Origin of the sequence: Streptomyces sulfonofaciens (genome assembly GCF_014656295.1) — a bacterium.
In the GTDB taxonomy this organism is placed as follows: domain Bacteria; phylum Actinomycetota; class Actinomycetes; order Streptomycetales; family Streptomycetaceae; genus Streptomyces; species Streptomyces sulfonofaciens.
Window position 1 is genome coordinate 51,186 of the sequence record NZ_BNCD01000014.1, and the last position, 15,813, is coordinate 66,998.

Here is a 15,813-nt window from a genome sequence, read left to right on the forward strand (position 1 = left end):
TGCCACGCTACCGGCAGCAGGCACGACGGGCCCACCGGCCGGGCCCGAGGCGGGGGCCCGGACCAGGGTCCCGGCCGAGCCCGACGGCGCCGCGCACGCACAGTGTCCGGCGCACCCACTCCACCGGGCACCCGGGCACCGCACTTCCCACGTCGGATCCGTCCGGCTCGCGCCGGGTCCGTCGAGCTCGCGTCGAGTCCGTCCGGCTCACGCCGGGCCCGTTCGGATCACCTTGAGCCCGTTCGGCTCACATCGAGCGCTTGCGCACCGTGATGTGCTTCGCCTCCGACGCCTCCTTGTGCATTCCCACGCTGACCGTGAGCATCCCCTCGGCGTACGAGGCCTCCATGTCGTTCTCGTCGGCCCCGGCGGGCAGCGGCACGCTGCGCATCAGGGTCCCGTACCGTATCTCGCTGCGCTCCTTGTCGACGTCGTGTTCCGTGCGCTCGGCCCTGATGGTCAGCACACCCTCCTCGACGGTGAGGTCCAGGTCCTCGACGTCGATGCCCGGCAGTTCCGCACGCAGGACGTAGCGGCCGCCCTCGGCGTACGTCTCCATCCGCATCGCGTACAGATCGGACATGCCGGGCAGGGCGAGCCGGGACGGGAACCCTTCGAACCACTCGGGCAGGTCCGGGAACGAGAACCGCTGCTTGCGCGCGAGTGCGTTCATGGCCTTGCCTCCTTTCGCAATCCCGCGGTTCCCAGTCGAGCGCGCGGGACGGCCGGGTGCAGGTGCCGAACAGCCCGTTGTGCGGCCCGAACGTCCCCGCCCCGGGCCCGGCGCGCCCACCGGTGGCCCGCCGGGGGACCGCTGCCGGGGCGGCGCCGGATCGGGCGCCACGCGGGACCGACCGGCCCTAGCGGGTGCGCCGCGCCGGTGCGACGTTGGCATCGGGGCCGCCCGACGTGCCGGCGGCCGCCCACGGGCGTGGCCGAACGGGACCGGAGGTGCACATCATGCGGCGCACCATCGCTGCGGGAGTCGACGGGTCGCCCCAGAGCGTCGCGGCCGCCGGCTGGGCCGCCGACGAGGCCGCGAACCGCGGGCTCGAACTGCGGCTGGTCCACGTCCGCGACACCGGCGCCGCCGGGCCGGGACCGGTGGACGCGGCCGACCCGGCGCGGGAGCGCGACCGGCGGGAGCTCGCCGAGCTGGCCGACGGACTCGGCCGCACCCACCCGGCGCTTCCCGTGGAGACGGCAGAGCTGGACGGCGAGCCGGTCGCCGAGCTGTGCCGGGCGGCTGAGGAGGCGGAGCTGACGGTGCTGGGCTCCCGGGGCCTCGGCGGCATCGCCGGCTTCGTCGCGGGCTCGGTCTCCCTGGGCGTGCTGGCGCACATCCGGCGGCCGGTCGTCCTGGTCGGGGAGCAGCGCTCACGCACCGGCGCGCGCGCCGGTGGCGAGACGGTGGTCGGGTGGGACCCGCACGGCCACCACGACGAGGCCCTCGACTTCGCCTTCCGGGCCGCGGAGCGGTACGGCGGCAGTCTGCGGGTCGTGTACACCTGGTCGATCCCCGGCCTCTTCGGGCCCGACCTGGCCGGCTGCACATCGCTGCTGCGGTCCGACTGCATGGGCGAACACGAGCGGACGATGGATGAGGCGCTCGCTTCCTGGGCCGAGAAGTACCCGGCGGTCGCGGTGCGCGGACAGTGCGGCCAGGGACGCGCCGCACAGGCGCTCGTGGAGGCGTCGCAGCACGCCAGGCTCGTGGTCGTCGGCCGCAGGAACCGCCCGCACGGCCCGCGGGGGCGCATCGGCCCGGTCGCCCACGCTGTGGTCCACCACGCGAAGGCTCCGGTGGCCGTGGTCCCGCACGACTGAGGACCGTGACCGGGGGGCACGGCCCGTGGTCCGGACAAAGGACCCGCCCGCCGCTCCCGCGGGCCGCAGGTTCGCCGCCGCGCCCGCGGACCTCGCCGACCGCCCCGCGTCCGCCGCCGAACCGCCCGAGGCCCTGCCCGCCCCGGGCCGTGATCGGGAGGACGGCCCGGTGACCACCCGGGTCCACGACCGAGAGCGCACATGGGCGGCTGAGGTCCACGACCGAGGACGCGGTCCGGCGGCCCCGGGGGCGGTGCTCACACCACCGACAGCACCTCACTCACCGGCCTGGGCGGCGCGGCCGGCTCCTGCGCTCCGTACCCGAGCCGCAGCAGCATCTGCACGTAGCCCATGCCCGCGAGCGGATCGCGCAGTGCCCAGCGCAGTTGCGGCCACCTGAGGGCCGGCGGTTCCAGCGACATGGCCAGGCCGTCCAGCGCGGCTGCCAGCAGCACGCGCTCCATCGCCTGACCCGCACGGAGCCAGTCGAGCGGGCCGTCCTCACGGGTGCCCAGCACCGCGACGAAGGGCGCCTCCTCGAACGCGGCGGTGGCACAGCCCGGAGGCGGTCCGGCACCGAGGAAGTCGCCCACCGGCGCTCCGCCGCCGTGCGGGCCGGCCCCGGGCGCGGCGGACGGGACACCGCCGCCGGACACGGTGTCTGTGTGCGTCCTGGCCCAGCGGGCCACCTGCCGGTGCACGTCCGTGCGCGACGCCTCCGGGGCCTCGGCGTCCTCGGCGAGGTCCAGCAGCGCCTGCGCGTGCCGGGCGTCCGGGAACGCCAGGCGGGCCCCCTCGGCCGCCGCGGCGCCGCGCAGCTCGTCGAGGAGTGCGGCGGGGATCTGCTCACCGGTGAACGGGTGGTCCGCGCCGTGCCGCCGCCGGACGGCCGGGTACAGGGCGGCGAGATCGGCCCGGGCGGTGCCGGGCGGCCGCAGGGTGGTCACGGCGAGCAGGCCGGGGTCGCCTGGATCGGGCAGCAGGTCCGTCCTGGTCCCGCGGCCCCCGTGTGCGGCGGCCACCCGCAGGTTGAACAGTGCCGCACCGCACTCGAGGCGCAGCTCCCGGTGCGCCGGGTCGTCGTGCGGCAGGGCACGGGACGACTCCGTGCGCAGCTCCAGCGTGTCGCCGTCCCGTACGTGCCGCACCAACCACGGCTGCGCGCTCTGCAGGGCGGGCGCCATGACCGCGTCCGCGACCAGCGACGCCACGTCCGGCGCATCGAGCGTGGGGGAAGACACCGCGTCCTCCTTCGTGCCGGCGTGCCCCGGGCGACCCGCCTCCGCGGACGGCCGGGTTGCGTGTCTCAAGGGTGGGCGCCCGCGCGCGGTGCGGGAAGGGGCCGAGGGGCCCGGGCGGGGATCGGAAGGTCCCCGGCGTGCGGGTGCGGCCCGATCCGGCGGCGCCCCGCGCCCCGTCGGCCGCTCAGTCGTGCGGCACCACGGCGACGGGAGCGTCCGAATGGTGCAGCACCATGTGGGTCACCGAACCGATGTGGCCTCCCGCGGACAGCCGCCTGTTCCGCCGTCCGACGACCAGGAGCGCCGCTCCCCGGGAGGCGTCCACCAGGTGCGAGGCCACCTTGCCCACGACCGGCTGCTCGGCCACCTCCACCCCGGGGAAGTCCTCGCTCCAGGGCCGTAGCACCTCCGCGACGCCACCGCCGGACCGCTGCCCGCCGGCCTGCGCGCCCCGGGGCCGGACGAGTCCGTTCTCGTCGCCGTCCGGGGCAGGCGGGGCGCCGCCGTGCACCACCCGAAGCCGTGCCCCGCGCACCGCCGCGGCCTGGAACGCGAACGCGATCGGGGGGCCGGCCGGGCTGCGGGCGTCCAGGCCCAGCACCACGTCCCGGTACCCGGCGGGCAGGGCGTTCGCGACGTCACCGGTGCCGTCCGGTGCCTTTCCGCCCGGGCCGTGCTCGCCGACCAGGACGACCGGCCGGGTGCAGCGCGCCACCGCGGCGAGCGCCACCGACCCCACCAGGAAACCGGCCACCATGCTCAGCCGCCGGGCGCCCAGCACCAGCAGTTCGGCCTCCTGCGCGGCGTCCACCAGCGCGGTGACCGGCTGCCCCGCGACCTGCTCCCTGCGTACCCGCAGACCCGCGTGACGCCGCGCGAGGTCGTCCCGTACGGCGTCGAGCAGCGGTTCGGCCCTGCCGCCGCGGCCGCCGGCCCCGGCAGGCGAGGACGGGACCGTGGCCGGCGGCGCAAAGGCGTAGGGCTGCCACACCCAGGCGTGCACCAGTCGCAGCGGAAGATCGCGCAGCAGCGCCTCGTCGGCGGCCCACTCGGCGGCGACCCGGCTCTCCCGGGAGCCGTCGAGCCCGGCCACCACGCTCCTGGTCATCGGCGGACCTCCTCGCACCGGATCCGCTCTCCACTGTCGGGGCGGGCCGCCTCGCGGCGGCAGGGGCCGCTCGTCCCCGCCGGGGGGTCGCCCGGCCCGTGCGGGCGCCGGCCGGCGGCGGCTCCTCAGCGGGCCCAGCTCCAGTCCGCGACCTCCGGCAGATCACGCCCGTGCTCGCGGATCCACACGTGGTGGCGCAGCCGTGCGTCCTCCATCAGTTGGCGCACCGGGGCCGCACGCACCGCGAGCCCCGGAACCCGGTCGATGACGTCCATGACCAGCCGGTAGCGGTCCAGGTCGTTGCGGACCACCATGTCGAACGGGGTGGTGGTCGTGCCGATCTCCTTGTAGCCGCGCACGTGCAGGTGCCCGTGGCCGGCGCGCCGGTAGGCCAGGCGGTGGATCAGCCACGGGTAGCCGTGGTAGGCGAAGATGACGGGCTTGTCCCGCGTGAACAGCGCGTCGTAGTCGGCGCCGCTCATACCGTGCGGGTGCTCCTCCTGGGGCAGCAGCCGCGCCAGGTCGACGACGTTGACCATCCGGACGGCCAGTTCCGGCAGATGGGTGCGGAGCAGTCGGACCGCTGCCAGCGTCTCCTGCGTCGGCACGTCGCCGGCGGACGCCAGCACCACGTCGGGCTCCCGGGTGCCGTCCTCGTTGCCCGCCCAGTGCCAGATCCCGGCGCCGCGTGCGCAGTGCGCGTTCGCCTCGTCGAGCGTCAGCCAGTCGAAGCAGGGCTGCTTGCCGGCCACCACCACGTTGACGTAGTCCCGGCTGCGCAGCACGTGGTCGGCGGTGGACAGCAGGGTGTTGGTGTCCGGCGGCAGGTAGACCCGTACGACCTCCGGGCTCTTGTTGAGGATGTGGTCGACGAAACCCGGGTCCTGGTGGGAGAAGCCGTTGTGGTCCTGGCGCCACACGTGCGAGGTCAACAGGTAGTTGAGGGAGGCGATGGAGGCCCGCCAGGGCAGCCTGCGGGTCACGCGGAGCCACTTGATGTGCTGGTTGACCATGGAGTCGACGATGTGGGCGAACGCCTCGTAGCTGGCGAAGAGCCCGTGCCTGCCGGTGAGCAGGTAGCCCTCCAGCCAGCCCTGGCAGGTGTGCTCGGAGAGGATCTCCATCACCCGCCCGTGCCGGTCGAGGTCCTCGTCGACCGGAAGCTGCTGCTCCTGCCATGCCTTGCCGCTGGCGCCGTAGACGGCCTGAAGGCGGTTGGAGGCGGTCTCGTCGGCACCGAGGAGCCGGAAGTTCCTGCTGCCGGCGGTGGCCCGCATGACCTCCTCCAGCAGGTCGCCGAGGACCCGGGTGGGCTCGTGCGTCGTACGGCCGGGCCCCTCGACCGGGACGGCGTACCGCTCCAGCGGAGGCATGGGCAGCTCGCGCAGGCGCAGGCCGCCGTTGGCGTACGGGGTCGCGCCGAGCCGTTTCGCGCCCTGCGGGACGCAGGCCAGCACCTCGGGCCGCGGCCGCCCCTGCTCGTCGAAGAGCTGCTGGGGACCGTAGGAGCGCATCCAGGACTCAAGCTGGCGCAGGTGCTCCGGGTTCTGCCGGACGGCGGGCAGCGGCACCTGGTGGGACCGCCAGGTGCCCTCGACGGGCAGCGAGTCCACCTCGGCGGGACCGGTCCAGCCCTTCGGGGTGCGCAGCACGATCACGGGCCAGCGGGGGCGCTCGGCCGCGCCGTCGTGCCGGGCGGCGCGCTGGATCATCGCGATGCGGTCCAGGGCGGTGTCCATGGCCTGCGCCAGGGCGCGGTGCACGGTCGCCGGGTCGTCACCGGCCACGTGGAGGGGTGCGTGCCCGTAGCCCCGCAGCAGGTCGTCCAGTTCGCTCTCGGGCAGCCGGGCGAGCACGGTCGGATTGGCGATCTTGTAGCCGTTCAGATGCAGGATCGGCAGCACGGCACCGTCGTGCACCGGGTCCAGGAACTTGTTGGAGTGCCAGGACGTGGCCAGCGGGCCCGTCTCGGCCTCGCCGTCCCCGATGACGCACGCGACCAGCAGATCCGGGTGGTCCAGGGCGGCGCCGTAGGCGTGCGAGAGGGAGTAGCCCAGCTCGCCGCCCTCGTGGATGGAGCCGGGCGTCTCCGGTGCGACGTGGCTCGGCACCCCGCCGGGGAAGGAGAACTGCCGAAAGAGCCTGCCCATGCCGGGGGCGTCGCGGGAGACGTCCGGGTACGTCTCGGAGTACGAGCCCTCCAGCCAGGAGTTGGCGAGCACGGCCGGCCCGCCGTGCCCCGGCCCCCACACGCACAGGGCGTCCTGGTCGCGCGCCTTGATCACCCTGTTGAGGTGTGTGTGGACCAGGTTCAGCCCCGGGGTGGTGCCCCAGTGGCCCAGCAGGCGCGGTTTGACGTGCTCCGGACGCAACGGCTCCGTCAGCAGCGGGTTGGCCATCAGGTAGATCTGGCCGACCGCCAGGTAGTTGGCGGCCCGCCAGTGGGCGTCGAGGAGGCGCACCTCGTCGTCCGTGAGCCACGCCGTCGTCTTCTCCGGGGCGTCGAGCATGAGGGTTCCTTCCGTGGTGAGAGACGGATGCACGTCTTCTTCCACCGACTACCCCCACGGCACGACCGCGACAGGGCCGGTCGGGCTACCGGGTGGCCGCCCTGCCGGATCCGAAACCGGGCCCCGTCCTGACCGGGCCCGGCCTGGACCGGGTCCGACCGGATCCGGGCCGTCCGAACCGGGACCCCGCCGAAACCGGCCTGTCCGAAACCGGACCCGCCGGAGCCGGGCGCCCCGGCCGGCCCCGGCGCCGCGGTACGCCGCGGCCCCGGGTGTGGCGGGGCACCACAGGCCGAACGGGTCAGGTGTGTGCCCCGCGTCCGCTTGCCGAGCGGCCCGAAGCGCCTACGGTGCGCTCAGACCCGGGGCGGTCCGGGACGCACGGACGGCACCGCCACGACCGGACGCGGCCGCGGCCGCCGTCCGCCGCCGCCGGGTCGCACCCCCCATTACCTTCTCGACGGGAGGGCCGCATGGCGGTCAGTGACCGTACCCGCAGCTTCCGACTCCGGTTCCTGTGGGCAGCGTTGGTGGCGCTGCTCATCCAGATGGTCGGCGCCCCGCAGAGCGCGTCGGCGGCCGGCCTCACCCAGGTGACGGGCTTCGGCTCCAACCCGGGCAACCTCGGTATGTACGCCTACCTCCCGGACGGCCTGCCGTCCGGGGCGCCCCTGGTCGTCGCGCTGCACGGCTGCACACAGAGCGCGACCGACTACTACGGCCACTCCGGCTGGCCCAAGTTCGCCGACGCCGACGACTTCGCCGTGGTCTTCCCGCAGACCACCGCCGTCAACAACATCAGCTCGTGCTTCAACTGGTTCCAGCCGGGCGACTACACCCGGGGCCAGGGCGAGGCGCTCTCCGTCAGGCAGATGGTGGCCTACGCGATCGCGCACTACGGCAGCGACCCGCGCCGGGTGTACGTCACCGGGCTCTCGGCGGGCGGTGCCATGACCGCGGTGCTGCTCGCCGACTACCCGGACGTGTTCGCCGGGGGCGCCATCGACTCCGGGATCCCCGCGGGCTGCGCCACCAGCCTCATCAACGCCACGACCTGCCAGTACACCGCGGTGAACAAGACGCCGGCGGCCTGGGGCAACCTGGTGCGCAACGCCTCCGGCGGCTGGACGGGGCCCTGGCCGCGGGTGGCGATCTGGCACGGCACCGGCGACACCACGGTGGTGCCCGCGAACGCGACCGAGTCGCGCGACCAGTGGACCAACGTGTGGGGCATCAGCAACACGCCGTCCTCCACGTCCGCCCTGCCGGGGAACACCACCAGGGCGGTGTATCCGGACGCCGGCGGACGCCCGGCGGTGGAGACGTACACCGTCTCCGGCATGGCGCACGGCCTCGCCGTCGACCCGGGTTCGGGCGCCGAGCAGTGCGGCACGACCGGGGCCTACTACCTGGACCGGATCTGCTCCAGCTACTACACGGCGCGGTTCTGGGGGCTCGACGGCTCCTTGTGAGGAGTGCGCGGGACACCGTGGGACCGGTCGTCTCCGGACCCCGACGGGCGGCGCCGTGCTGCGGCGCCGCCCGTCGGCCCACGGAGCGGCCGGGAGGCGTTGTGCACGACCGCCCCCCGCCGCAGCGCCAGAAGTCCGTTTCCGCTCCCCGGAAGAAGGGCATCGATGGACTCGGCCCCCGCTCGACGCCCCCGTCCACCGCGGCCCAGCGGAGGGACTCCCATGGCGTTCTCCCTCGGCATCGTCGGCGCAGGGCGGTTCTCCGGGCACTTCGCCCGGCGAGCAGTTGCGGCCCAGGCCGACCCTGCCGCCCGACGACCCCTCGCTCCAGCACATCGACCCGGCGCTGCGGACGGCCTTCACCTCCGGTTCCGCGCCGGTGCACGACAGGACCCGGCTGCCGCGCGCCTTCGACCTGCTGCCCAGCGGTCACGAGGGCAGCCACCACTTCCTCGCGGACGACTTCGTGACCGCCGTCAACACCCGCACCCTGCCGGCCGTCAACGCCTGGGTCGCCGCCCGCTACACCCTGCCCGGCATCGTCGCCCACGAGTCCGCACGGCAGGGCGGCGCCCGGCTGCCGATCGACGACTTCGGTGACGCGCCCGGCACCTGACCGCCGGGCCGGCCGGCGTCCCGTGACCGGCCCCGCAGTGTCGGTCAGCCCCGCTGCCGCAGCGCCCGAAGCTGGGCGTCGAGCGGCCCGAGCCCCACGTCGTGCCGACGCTCGTCGAGCGTCAGCGGATTGCGGATCTCGTAGGGGCGCAGGGTGGCGGGATTGACACGGGTGCCGTAGAACTGCGGCTGGCCCAGCTCCACCGCGCAGTGGTCCGCGATGTAGGCGTGGTGCAAGGCCGGGCAGGCACCGTCCGCCGCGGCCTCCGCGATCAGATCACGGCAGGAGAGCTGGAAGGACAAGTCGGGCGTGTGCAGCAGGATCATCAGCGCCGCCGTCGAGGCGTCCTCGCCGACCGCCTGCGCGGTGGGCCAGCCGTGGCGGTGGACGATGGCCTTCAGCGCGTCGCCGTTCTCGCGCCGGCCGGCGGCCACCAGCCGTCTGACGAGGGCCGCACGGTGCGCGCCGCCCGCCTCGCCCGTCAGCCTGCGGTCCTCTCCCGCCCTGCGGACCAGCTCCGCGGCGAGGTCGGCGACCAGCGCGGGGACCAGCAACGGCCGCGACCCGCCCGCCCGTGCCGCGTCGCTCATGCCCGGCCCCCGGTGCACAGCGTGAACCACACCTTCTTGCCGTTGCTGTGCGGGTCCGGCGGCGCCGTGCCCCAGTCGTCCACCAGGGCGGAGACGATCGACAGCCCGCGCCCCGACTCGGCGGAGGCGTCCGGCGCCCGCGGCCGGGGCGGCATCGGGGAGGGATCGGCGACGGTCACCCGCAGCTCCCGGTCGGTGCACTCCAGGGTGATGGTGATGACGTCCCTGGGATGGCTGCTCGCGTGTCGCACCGCGTTGGCGAACAGTTCGGCCGTCGCCAGGACAGCGTTGTCCAGCAGTTCGGACAGGCGCCACAGGTTGAGGTGCGCGGTGACCATACGCCGAACCCCGGAGGCGTGCGAGGGGTGTGCGGGGACGGCGGTCCGGAAGAGCAGCGGCTTGCTCAGGGGGATCAAGGCCACCTCACCACGCAGTCCCGTGCGGACCAGGTGCGCTGTGCCGACCGGTGGGCGCGGCGTGCAGGTGGGGGAGAGGGCCTGTGGCGAGGCGCTCCCGATGCCGTCATGGGTCGTCCTTCTTCGCGTGCAGCACGGGTGGGGGCGGGAAGCCGCAGTGGCTGTACGTGCAGCAAACAGGATCCGACGGTGCGCGTGCCAGGTGGTGCAGGGGTTGTCCGGTTGGTGGAGCGTAGTGACGGCCCGCTGTGCAGTGCCATCGGGAAGCGATGGTCTACGCCGTATGTTTCGATTATGCGATGAATGTGAGCGAGGGCCGGGCCCCCGAGCACCCGCGAGGGCTCGGCCGGGGTCCCGGCATACGGGGGAAGCGGGTGGTGGTCACCGGCGGCGGTCGGGGGCTCGGCGAGCAGATCGTACGACTGCTGGTGGCCGAGGGGGCCCTGGTCGCCACCTGCGCGCGCACGGCGGGCGATCTGGCGGCGCTGGCCGCGTCGCTGGATCCGAAGGCGCGTGAGCGGCTGTACACGCAGGCCCTCGACGTCACCGAGCCCGAGCAGCTCGAGAACTTCGTGGCCGCTGCGGAGAAACGTTTCAATGGTCTCGACGGCGCGGTCGCCTGCGCCGGTGGCTCCAGGGGCGGCGGCCTGGAGCGGTCCGATCCGGCCGACTGGGCCGCGACATGGGCGGTGAACGTCGGCCACACCGCCCGCCTGATCAGGGCCGCCGTGCCCCATCTGCGGGCCGCCGGCGGCGGTTCCGTGGTGGTGATCGCCTCGATCTCCGGCTGGAAACCCGGTCCCGGTGCCCAGTACGGGGCCGCGAAGTCCGCCCAGATCCACCTGGCCGCCTCCCTGGCCCGTGAACTCGGCCCGGACGGCATCCGGGTCAACACCGTCTCACCCGGATCGATGCTCATCCCCGGACGGCGCTGGGACCGGATGCGCACGGAGCAGCCGGAGGCATTCGCCGCGTTCGTGTCGGCGGAGCTGCCGGGCGGCCGGCCGGTCGCACCGCAGGAGGTGGCGCACGTGGTGGCGTTCCTGCTGTCCGACTGGTCCAGCGGCATCTCGGGCGCACATCTCCCCGTCGACCGCGCGCAGAACGCACCGGCGCCCGACGGCTACTAGCTTGATCTCCAACGCATGGCGTCGAAACGCATGGCGTCGAACGGTGCGGCGAACTCGATCACTCGGCCCGGTGACTGCCGTACGAGGCAGCGGCCCTAGTCCGAACACGGGCTCCGACCAGGGAACACACGTCCAGGACGAAGGCACCGCCCTGCGCTGCGTCACCCTCCACGGCACCGGCTCACGCCGGCCGCAAGGCGCACGGCAGCATGGTCGGCCGCCGCACTGAGCCCTTTCCGACCTGGCGGCGGCAGGGCCCGACAGGGCTGGCGGGCTGCGGGGACCGACGGGCCTGCGGGTGACGGATTCATGGCGTGCTGGGCGAGTGTGTGAGCTGCAGGCGTGGTGTCGGGGGCAGCGGCGTAGATGCTTTCGTCCCCGGTGCGGCGCCGAACGCTTCGATCACGTAGGCGGCGAAGCGGCGGGAGGCCGTGATCCGGGCGGCACGCGGCGTGTCCTGGAGTCCGCGGTGGGCCATGAGCATGAGGATCAGGTCGTCGACGACGAAGTCGGGACGCAACTGGCCGGTCTCCTGGGCACGGCGGGCCAGTTCGCCGACGACGTGCAGAGTCCGCTGCCGGTCGGCGGCGAAGTCCATGGCCTCGGGGAAGGCGGTCATGAAGGCGTCGGCGAATCCCCGGCTGTGGGCGTGGAGTTCGCAGATCCGCTCGATCAGGCTCCGGAATCCGTGCCACGGGTTCGAGTCCGCGAGGGCGTCGCGGACGGCGGCATGGCAGGCTCGCCGCTGCTCGGCGAAGGTCTCCGCGATCAGTGCCTGCTTGGTCGGGAAGTGCCGGTACAGCGTGGCGGGGCCGACGCCTGCGTGCCGGGCGACCTCGCGCATGGGCGCACTCAGACCCTCTTCGCCGAACACCGCGCGGGCGGCGTCCAGGATGCGGGCCCGGTTGTCGCGGGCGTCGGAGCGCACGCGCACGGTCCGAGGCAGATGGTTGGTCATCGTTTCTCACTTTACCCAAACGGACGGGGGCGTCCGTTACGGTCCGGTGGCGGTGCTGCCGTCCCGGCGCTCCACCGGTGATGCCCCGGCTGTGGGGGCCGGTCCGACACGCACGGCCGCAGCAGGTGCGATCCGTTTCTCCACCGACCCGAGGAGCAGAGATGAAAGCCGTCGTGATCAGGACGTTCGGGGACCCCGATGGCCTGGAGGTCGTCGATGTGCCCGTACCCGTTCCCGCCGCGGGGCAGGTGCGGATCGCCACGGAGGCGATCGGGGTAGGCGGCGTGGACGCCGTGATCCGCCGGGGGACGCTTGCCGCCTACGGCTTCCGGGAGGGCCATCTCCTCGGCAGCGAGGTCGCGGGAAGGGTCACCGCGGTGGGAGAGGGCGTGGACGCCTCGTGGATCGGGCGGCGGGTGTGGGCGTTCACCGGTCTGTCCGGTGGGTATGCCGAGCAGGCCGTCGCCTCGGTCGAGGACGTCCTCGTGCTGCCCGACGGCCTGACCTGTGCCGACGCGGTGACCCTCGGGGGCTCCGGCGTGGTCGCCCACTTCGCCCTGGACCGGGGGCGTTTCACGCCCGGCGAGACGGTGCTGGTGCGCGGTGCGGCGGGCAGTATCGGGATCACGGCGGTCCAGCTCGCAGCCAGGGCCGGCGCGGGCGCGGTGGCGGTCACCACCTCGTCGGTGGAGCGTGGCGCCCGCCTGCGGGACCTGGGCGCGACCCATGTCCTTGACCGCTCCGGCGAGGACGGCCCGGACGCGCCGGCGGGCTTCGACGTGGTGATCGATGTCGTGGGGGGTCCCCGGCTTCCCCTTTTCCTCGACAGGCTGAACTCCAACGGGCGGTACGTGGCTGTCGGTGTGGTCGGCGGGCAGCCGCCGGCGGACTTCGGCATGCGGCTGATGGACGGCTTCCGCAAGTCGTTGTCGTTCACCACCTTCAGCTCTGACACCCTGCCCGGCCCCGACCGGCAGGCCGTGCGGTCGTCGCAGTTCGCCGAGGCTGCGCACGGGGACCTGCGCACGGTCGTGCACCAGGTGCTGCCGCTGGATGAGGCGGTGCCGGCCCACCGCGAGATGGACGCGGGCAGGGTGTTCGGCAGGATTGTCCTGGTGCCCTGAACCGGGCGGTGGCGGCGTTCGCGGTCCGGGTGACGAGATGCGACCCGCTCGGGTCATGGCCGACGCGCGGCACCGACGCCCACCGCGAGCAGTCGAAGCGCTCGACGCCTCGACGGGCCCGCCCGACCCGGTTGCAGACCGCCGAGGACGGAACGCCGGTGGGCCGTTGGCCAGGCCGCTCCGCACACCGGCGGCGACTGCCGCCGGGTACTGCACGTGTGCCTACTGGCGGCCGGGGCCGTGGGACTCGACGGGTGGCTGCACTCACGCGAGGACCGGCTGCGCGGCCTGATGGTCGTAACCACCGTCTCGGCCGCGCTGCTCGCCGTGATCGTGCTGCCGGTGCTGCCGCCCTCCGATGTGGCCTGGATGTACGGCATCAGCGCGCATTCGGGGGGAAATCCCCGGGCTGGCCCCAACTGGTCGGCACCCTGCGGCAGGTATGGACCGGGCTGCCGGCCGGACAGCGCGCCAACGCGGTGATCTTCGCGCCGGACTACGGCGCGGCGCCCGCCTCGCCGGACTACGGTGAGGCGGGCGCCATCGACGAACTCGGCACGCGGCACCGGGCTGCCCGCCGCCGTGAGCGCGCGCAACACCGACTGGTGGTGGGGCCTCGGCAACCCGCACGCTACGACCGTGGTGGCCCTCGCCCCCGGCCCCGGCCACGCTCCCGGGTACGCCGCCCATCTGCGCCGATACTTCCGGCACGTCCGCGTGGCCGCCGTCCTCTCCAACCCCGACGGCGTGCACAACGTCGAATGGGGCGGCCATGTCCACGTCTGTACGGGCCCCCACCGCCCCTGGGGCGAGATGTGGCCCCAACCGCGCAACTACGCGTGAGGCCCGCGGCTTCGCGGTGGAAGCCGGACGGCGTGGAGCGTCCTCGACGCTGAACCACCGGCCTCCCGCCGGGCCCGACCCCGCGCACCACCCGGCGCCACGTGCCCGTTCGCCGTGGTGCTCGTCGCACCGTCGGCCCCGGGCCGAGGACCGCAGGACGCTCCTGAGCAGGCTCGACCACGAGAGCCATGCGAGCCTGGACGTGCACCGAGCAGGTACGGCGAGGCGTCCGGACGTCCGTGCACGCGAACGGAGAAGGACATCCGTACCCGGATCGCCGCGTGGACACCGACCCCAGGCCCTGCGTCCGGACGAGGGCCGCGGACGAGGTCCTCGAACGCCTCGTCGGCTGTCCGTATACGGAATGCCTGAACCCGGAGGATCGGGGGCACGCGGTCGCCAGGTGTCGTGCGGCCCCCGCCGGGCCGTGGTTCCGTGCGCGGGTCAGGCGGCCATGCCGAGCACCCCGCGCGACCTGTGCTCGAACTCCTTCACGAGCGGTTCCCTGCGGAGCGGTTCAAGACGCAGGCGGAAGTCGCGCAGCGCCTGGATCGAACGCTCGCTGTGCACCGAGCCGAGGGTGTCCAGGGCCTCGGTGGCCGCGCCGATCGCCTCGTCCAGGCGGTTCTGCTGGAGGTGCGCCGTCGCCAGCACCGAGCGGCTGATGGCCTGGCGGCGGCGCCGGTCGGCGTTGGCGCTCACCGACTCGCCGGCCATCCGCTCGGCCTCGGCGGCAAGGCCGAGGTCCCGATAGCACACGGCGGCCTCGGCCTGCAGGTAGTGGTGGTCGAGGAAGCGCACCCAGGGTGACTCGTGCGCGGGCCCGTTGCTGGCCCCCCACTGGTCCTCGGCGGCCCGCAGCGCCTCACCCGTCTCGCGGCGGTGGCCCTGCGCGGCATGCCCGCGGGCCGCCATCGCGTACAGCCGCATCAGGCCGAGCGGGCTGCCGCCGGACCTGGCGGTGGCGATTCCGGCCCTGGCCAGCGCGACCCCCTCGTCGGGTCGGCCGAGGCTGGTGGCCAGGTGCGACATGCCGGCGAGGATCTGGCCGCCCAGCACACGGTCCCCGCCCTCGGCGCACAGTCGCAGGCCCTGGGTCATGTACCGCTGCGCCAGGCCGTACTCACCGGCGTCGTACGAACTCCAGCCGGCCATGGCGGCCAGCCGGGCCGCGGCCGCGAACAACTGCCGCTGCTGGTGCGGGGGCACGCCCCGCTGCTGGAGCATCGGGATCACCTCGGTGGAGAGGTAGTGCACGATGCTGGTGCGCACACCGCCGCCGCCGTAGTGGTTGTCCATCTGGTCGAACATGCTGATCATCGCGTGGACCTGCTCGACCGGGCCGGCCGACGACAGGGCCGCGAGGCGGTCGGTGCCCGCGGGCCCGCACTGCTCGATGTGTTCCACGAGCCACAGCAGCCAGGCCCGCTGGGGGCTCGTCAGGGCGCCCGCCACGAAGGGCACCGTGCCCAGCAGGGTGCGCCGGGATATGTCGGTGGAGCCGAGTTCTGCCAGTGTGTGCAAGGTCTCTGCCACGTCCTCGCCGTAGACGAGAGCCCGGCTGACCACCGGGCGTTGCTGGTCGCTGAGAAAGCCGAGGTCCGTGGGGGAGAGCGGGTGGCCAAGACGCTCCGAGAGCACGGCCGCGATGAGTTCCGGAGTGTTGCCCCGGGGCTGCTGCCCCTGGAGCCAGCGGGTGACGGACGCCTTGTCGTAGTGCGGCTCCGCGCCCTGGCGGCGGCCGAGTTCGTTGACGCGGAGGGCCAGTGAGGCGTAGGAGCATCCGGCGTCCTTGAGGGCGGCCGCCAACGCCTTGTTGGTCCCACCGGAACCCTTCGCGGGGTTCCTCGCTTGTCCGTTGGTCACGGTGGCCATCCAGGTCTCGCATCACGGTCCCATGCGGCCCGGTCCGTCATGCAAACAGACCGGGCCGCTCCCGGTCGCCTCGCTCCCCCGAACCCCCCGGTTTCAGCCACGG

The 15,813-nt window shown here is 74.0% G+C and carries 12 protein-coding genes and 2 pseudogenes; 6 read left to right on the top strand and 8 right to left on the bottom strand.

What is annotated here, in order from left to right; translation table 11 throughout:
* Positions 1-247 precede the first annotated feature (247 nt).
* Positions 248-673, bottom strand: a complete 426-nt coding sequence (locus IE313_RS22155) for an Hsp20/alpha crystallin family protein (protein WP_189934951.1) — start codon at positions 671-673, stop codon at positions 248-250.
* Between the two features lie 287 nt (positions 674-960).
* On the opposite strand from IE313_RS22155, the gene IE313_RS22160 reads away from it, so the two are divergent.
* Positions 961-1,827, top strand: a complete 867-nt coding sequence (locus tag IE313_RS22160; protein ID WP_189934953.1) for a universal stress protein — start codon at positions 961-963, stop codon at positions 1,825-1,827.
* Positions 1,828-2,084: 257 nt separating this feature from the next.
* Here IE313_RS22160 and IE313_RS22165 read toward each other — a convergent pair whose 3' ends face one another.
* From IE313_RS22165 to IE313_RS22175, 3 genes are all read right to left on the bottom strand, one after another.
* Positions 2,085-3,068, bottom strand: coding sequence for an Acg family FMN-binding oxidoreductase (locus IE313_RS22165; protein WP_189934955.1), 984 nt, complete (start codon positions 3,066-3,068; stop codon positions 2,085-2,087).
* Positions 3,069-3,252: 184 nt separating this feature from the next.
* Positions 3,253-4,176 carry a universal stress protein gene (locus IE313_RS22170; protein WP_189934957.1) on the bottom strand — a complete coding sequence of 308 codons (924 nt, stop codon included), beginning with the start codon at positions 4,174-4,176 and terminating at the stop codon, positions 3,253-3,255.
* 125 nt (positions 4,177-4,301) lie between these two features.
* The gene (locus IE313_RS22175; protein ID WP_189934959.1) at positions 4,302-6,686 is read right to left on the bottom strand and encodes a phosphoketolase family protein; all 2,385 of its coding nucleotides are present in this window, start codon (positions 6,684-6,686) and stop codon (positions 4,302-4,304) included.
* Between the two features lie 473 nt (positions 6,687-7,159).
* Between IE313_RS22175 and IE313_RS22180 the strand changes: the two are divergent.
* Positions 7,160-8,149, top strand: a pseudogene (locus tag IE313_RS22180) (extracellular catalytic domain type 1 short-chain-length polyhydroxyalkanoate depolymerase); the annotation flags it as partial.
* Positions 8,150-8,438: 289 nt separating this feature from the next.
* A pseudogene (locus IE313_RS22185) lies at positions 8,439-8,774 on the top strand (gfo/Idh/MocA family oxidoreductase); the annotation flags it as partial.
* A gap of 44 nt (positions 8,775-8,818) precedes the next feature.
* Here the strand turns inward: IE313_RS22185 and IE313_RS22190 are convergent.
* Together IE313_RS22190 and IE313_RS22195 are read right to left on the bottom strand one after the other, a co-directional pair.
* The gene (locus IE313_RS22190; protein ID WP_229924850.1) at positions 8,819-9,364 is read right to left on the bottom strand and encodes a DUF6624 domain-containing protein; all 546 of its coding nucleotides are present in this window, start codon (positions 9,362-9,364) and stop codon (positions 8,819-8,821) included.
* Positions 9,361-9,786: an ATP-binding protein gene (locus IE313_RS22195; RefSeq protein WP_229924851.1), complete on the bottom strand. Its 426-nt coding sequence runs from the start codon at positions 9,784-9,786 to the stop codon at positions 9,361-9,363. Before IE313_RS22195 ends, IE313_RS22190 begins: the two co-directional genes overlap by 4 nt.
* A 293-nt stretch (positions 9,787-10,079) precedes the next feature.
* On the opposite strand from IE313_RS22195, the gene IE313_RS22200 reads away from it, so the two are divergent.
* Positions 10,080-10,910, top strand: coding sequence for an SDR family NAD(P)-dependent oxidoreductase (locus IE313_RS22200; protein ID WP_189934962.1), 831 nt, complete (start codon positions 10,080-10,082; stop codon positions 10,908-10,910).
* A 307-nt stretch (positions 10,911-11,217) separates the two neighbouring features.
* Here the strand turns inward: IE313_RS22200 and IE313_RS22205 are convergent, their stop codons facing one another.
* Positions 11,218-11,868 carry a TetR/AcrR family transcriptional regulator gene (locus tag IE313_RS22205; RefSeq protein WP_189934964.1) on the bottom strand — a complete coding sequence of 217 codons (651 nt, stop codon included), beginning with the start codon at positions 11,866-11,868 and terminating at the stop codon, positions 11,218-11,220.
* A 161-nt stretch (positions 11,869-12,029) separates the two neighbouring features.
* Here IE313_RS22205 and IE313_RS22210 point away from each other — a divergent pair, with 161 nt between their 5' ends.
* Together IE313_RS22210 and IE313_RS35395 are read left to right on the top strand one after the other, a co-directional pair.
* Complete coding sequence (locus tag IE313_RS22210; protein WP_189934966.1) at positions 12,030-12,992, top strand: zinc-binding dehydrogenase; 963 nt, start codon at positions 12,030-12,032, stop codon at positions 12,990-12,992.
* Positions 12,993-13,574: 582 nt separating this feature from the next.
* A complete protein-coding gene (locus tag IE313_RS35395) occupies positions 13,575-13,835 on the top strand; it encodes a hypothetical protein (protein ID WP_229924852.1) in 261 nt (86 codons plus the stop codon).
* A 444-nt stretch (positions 13,836-14,279) separates the two neighbouring features.
* On the opposite strand, the gene IE313_RS22220 is transcribed toward IE313_RS35395, so the two are convergent.
* Positions 14,280-15,710, bottom strand: coding sequence for an NsdA family TPR-like regulatory protein (locus IE313_RS22220; protein ID WP_189934968.1), 1,431 nt, complete (start codon positions 15,708-15,710; stop codon positions 14,280-14,282).
* Positions 15,711-15,813: the final 103 nt, after the last annotated feature.

Coding starts and splice junctions, on each gene's coding strand:
- IE313_RS22155 (WP_189934951.1), bottom strand. CDS start 673: ATGAACGCACTCGCGCGCAAGCAGCGGTTCTCGTTCCCGGACCTGCCC.
- IE313_RS22160 (WP_189934953.1), top strand. CDS start 961: ATGCGGCGCACCATCGCTGCGGGAGTCGACGGGTCGCCCCAGAGCGTC.
- IE313_RS22170 (WP_189934957.1), bottom strand. CDS start 4,176: ATGACCAGGAGCGTGGTGGCCGGGCTCGACGGCTCCCGGGAGAGCCGG.
- IE313_RS22175 (WP_189934959.1), bottom strand. CDS start 6,686: ATGCTCGACGCCCCGGAGAAGACGACGGCGTGGCTCACGGACGACGAG.
- IE313_RS22190 (WP_229924850.1), bottom strand. CDS start 9,364: ATGAGCGACGCGGCACGGGCGGGCGGGTCGCGGCCGTTGCTGGTCCCC.
- IE313_RS22200 (WP_189934962.1), top strand. CDS start 10,080: ATGAATGTGAGCGAGGGCCGGGCCCCCGAGCACCCGCGAGGGCTCGGC.
- IE313_RS22205 (WP_189934964.1), bottom strand. CDS start 11,868: ATGACCAACCATCTGCCTCGGACCGTGCGCGTGCGCTCCGACGCCCGC.
- IE313_RS22210 (WP_189934966.1), top strand. CDS start 12,030: ATGAAAGCCGTCGTGATCAGGACGTTCGGGGACCCCGATGGCCTGGAG.
- IE313_RS22220 (WP_189934968.1), bottom strand. CDS start 15,710: ATGGCCACCGTGACCAACGGACAAGCGAGGAACCCCGCGAAGGGTTCC.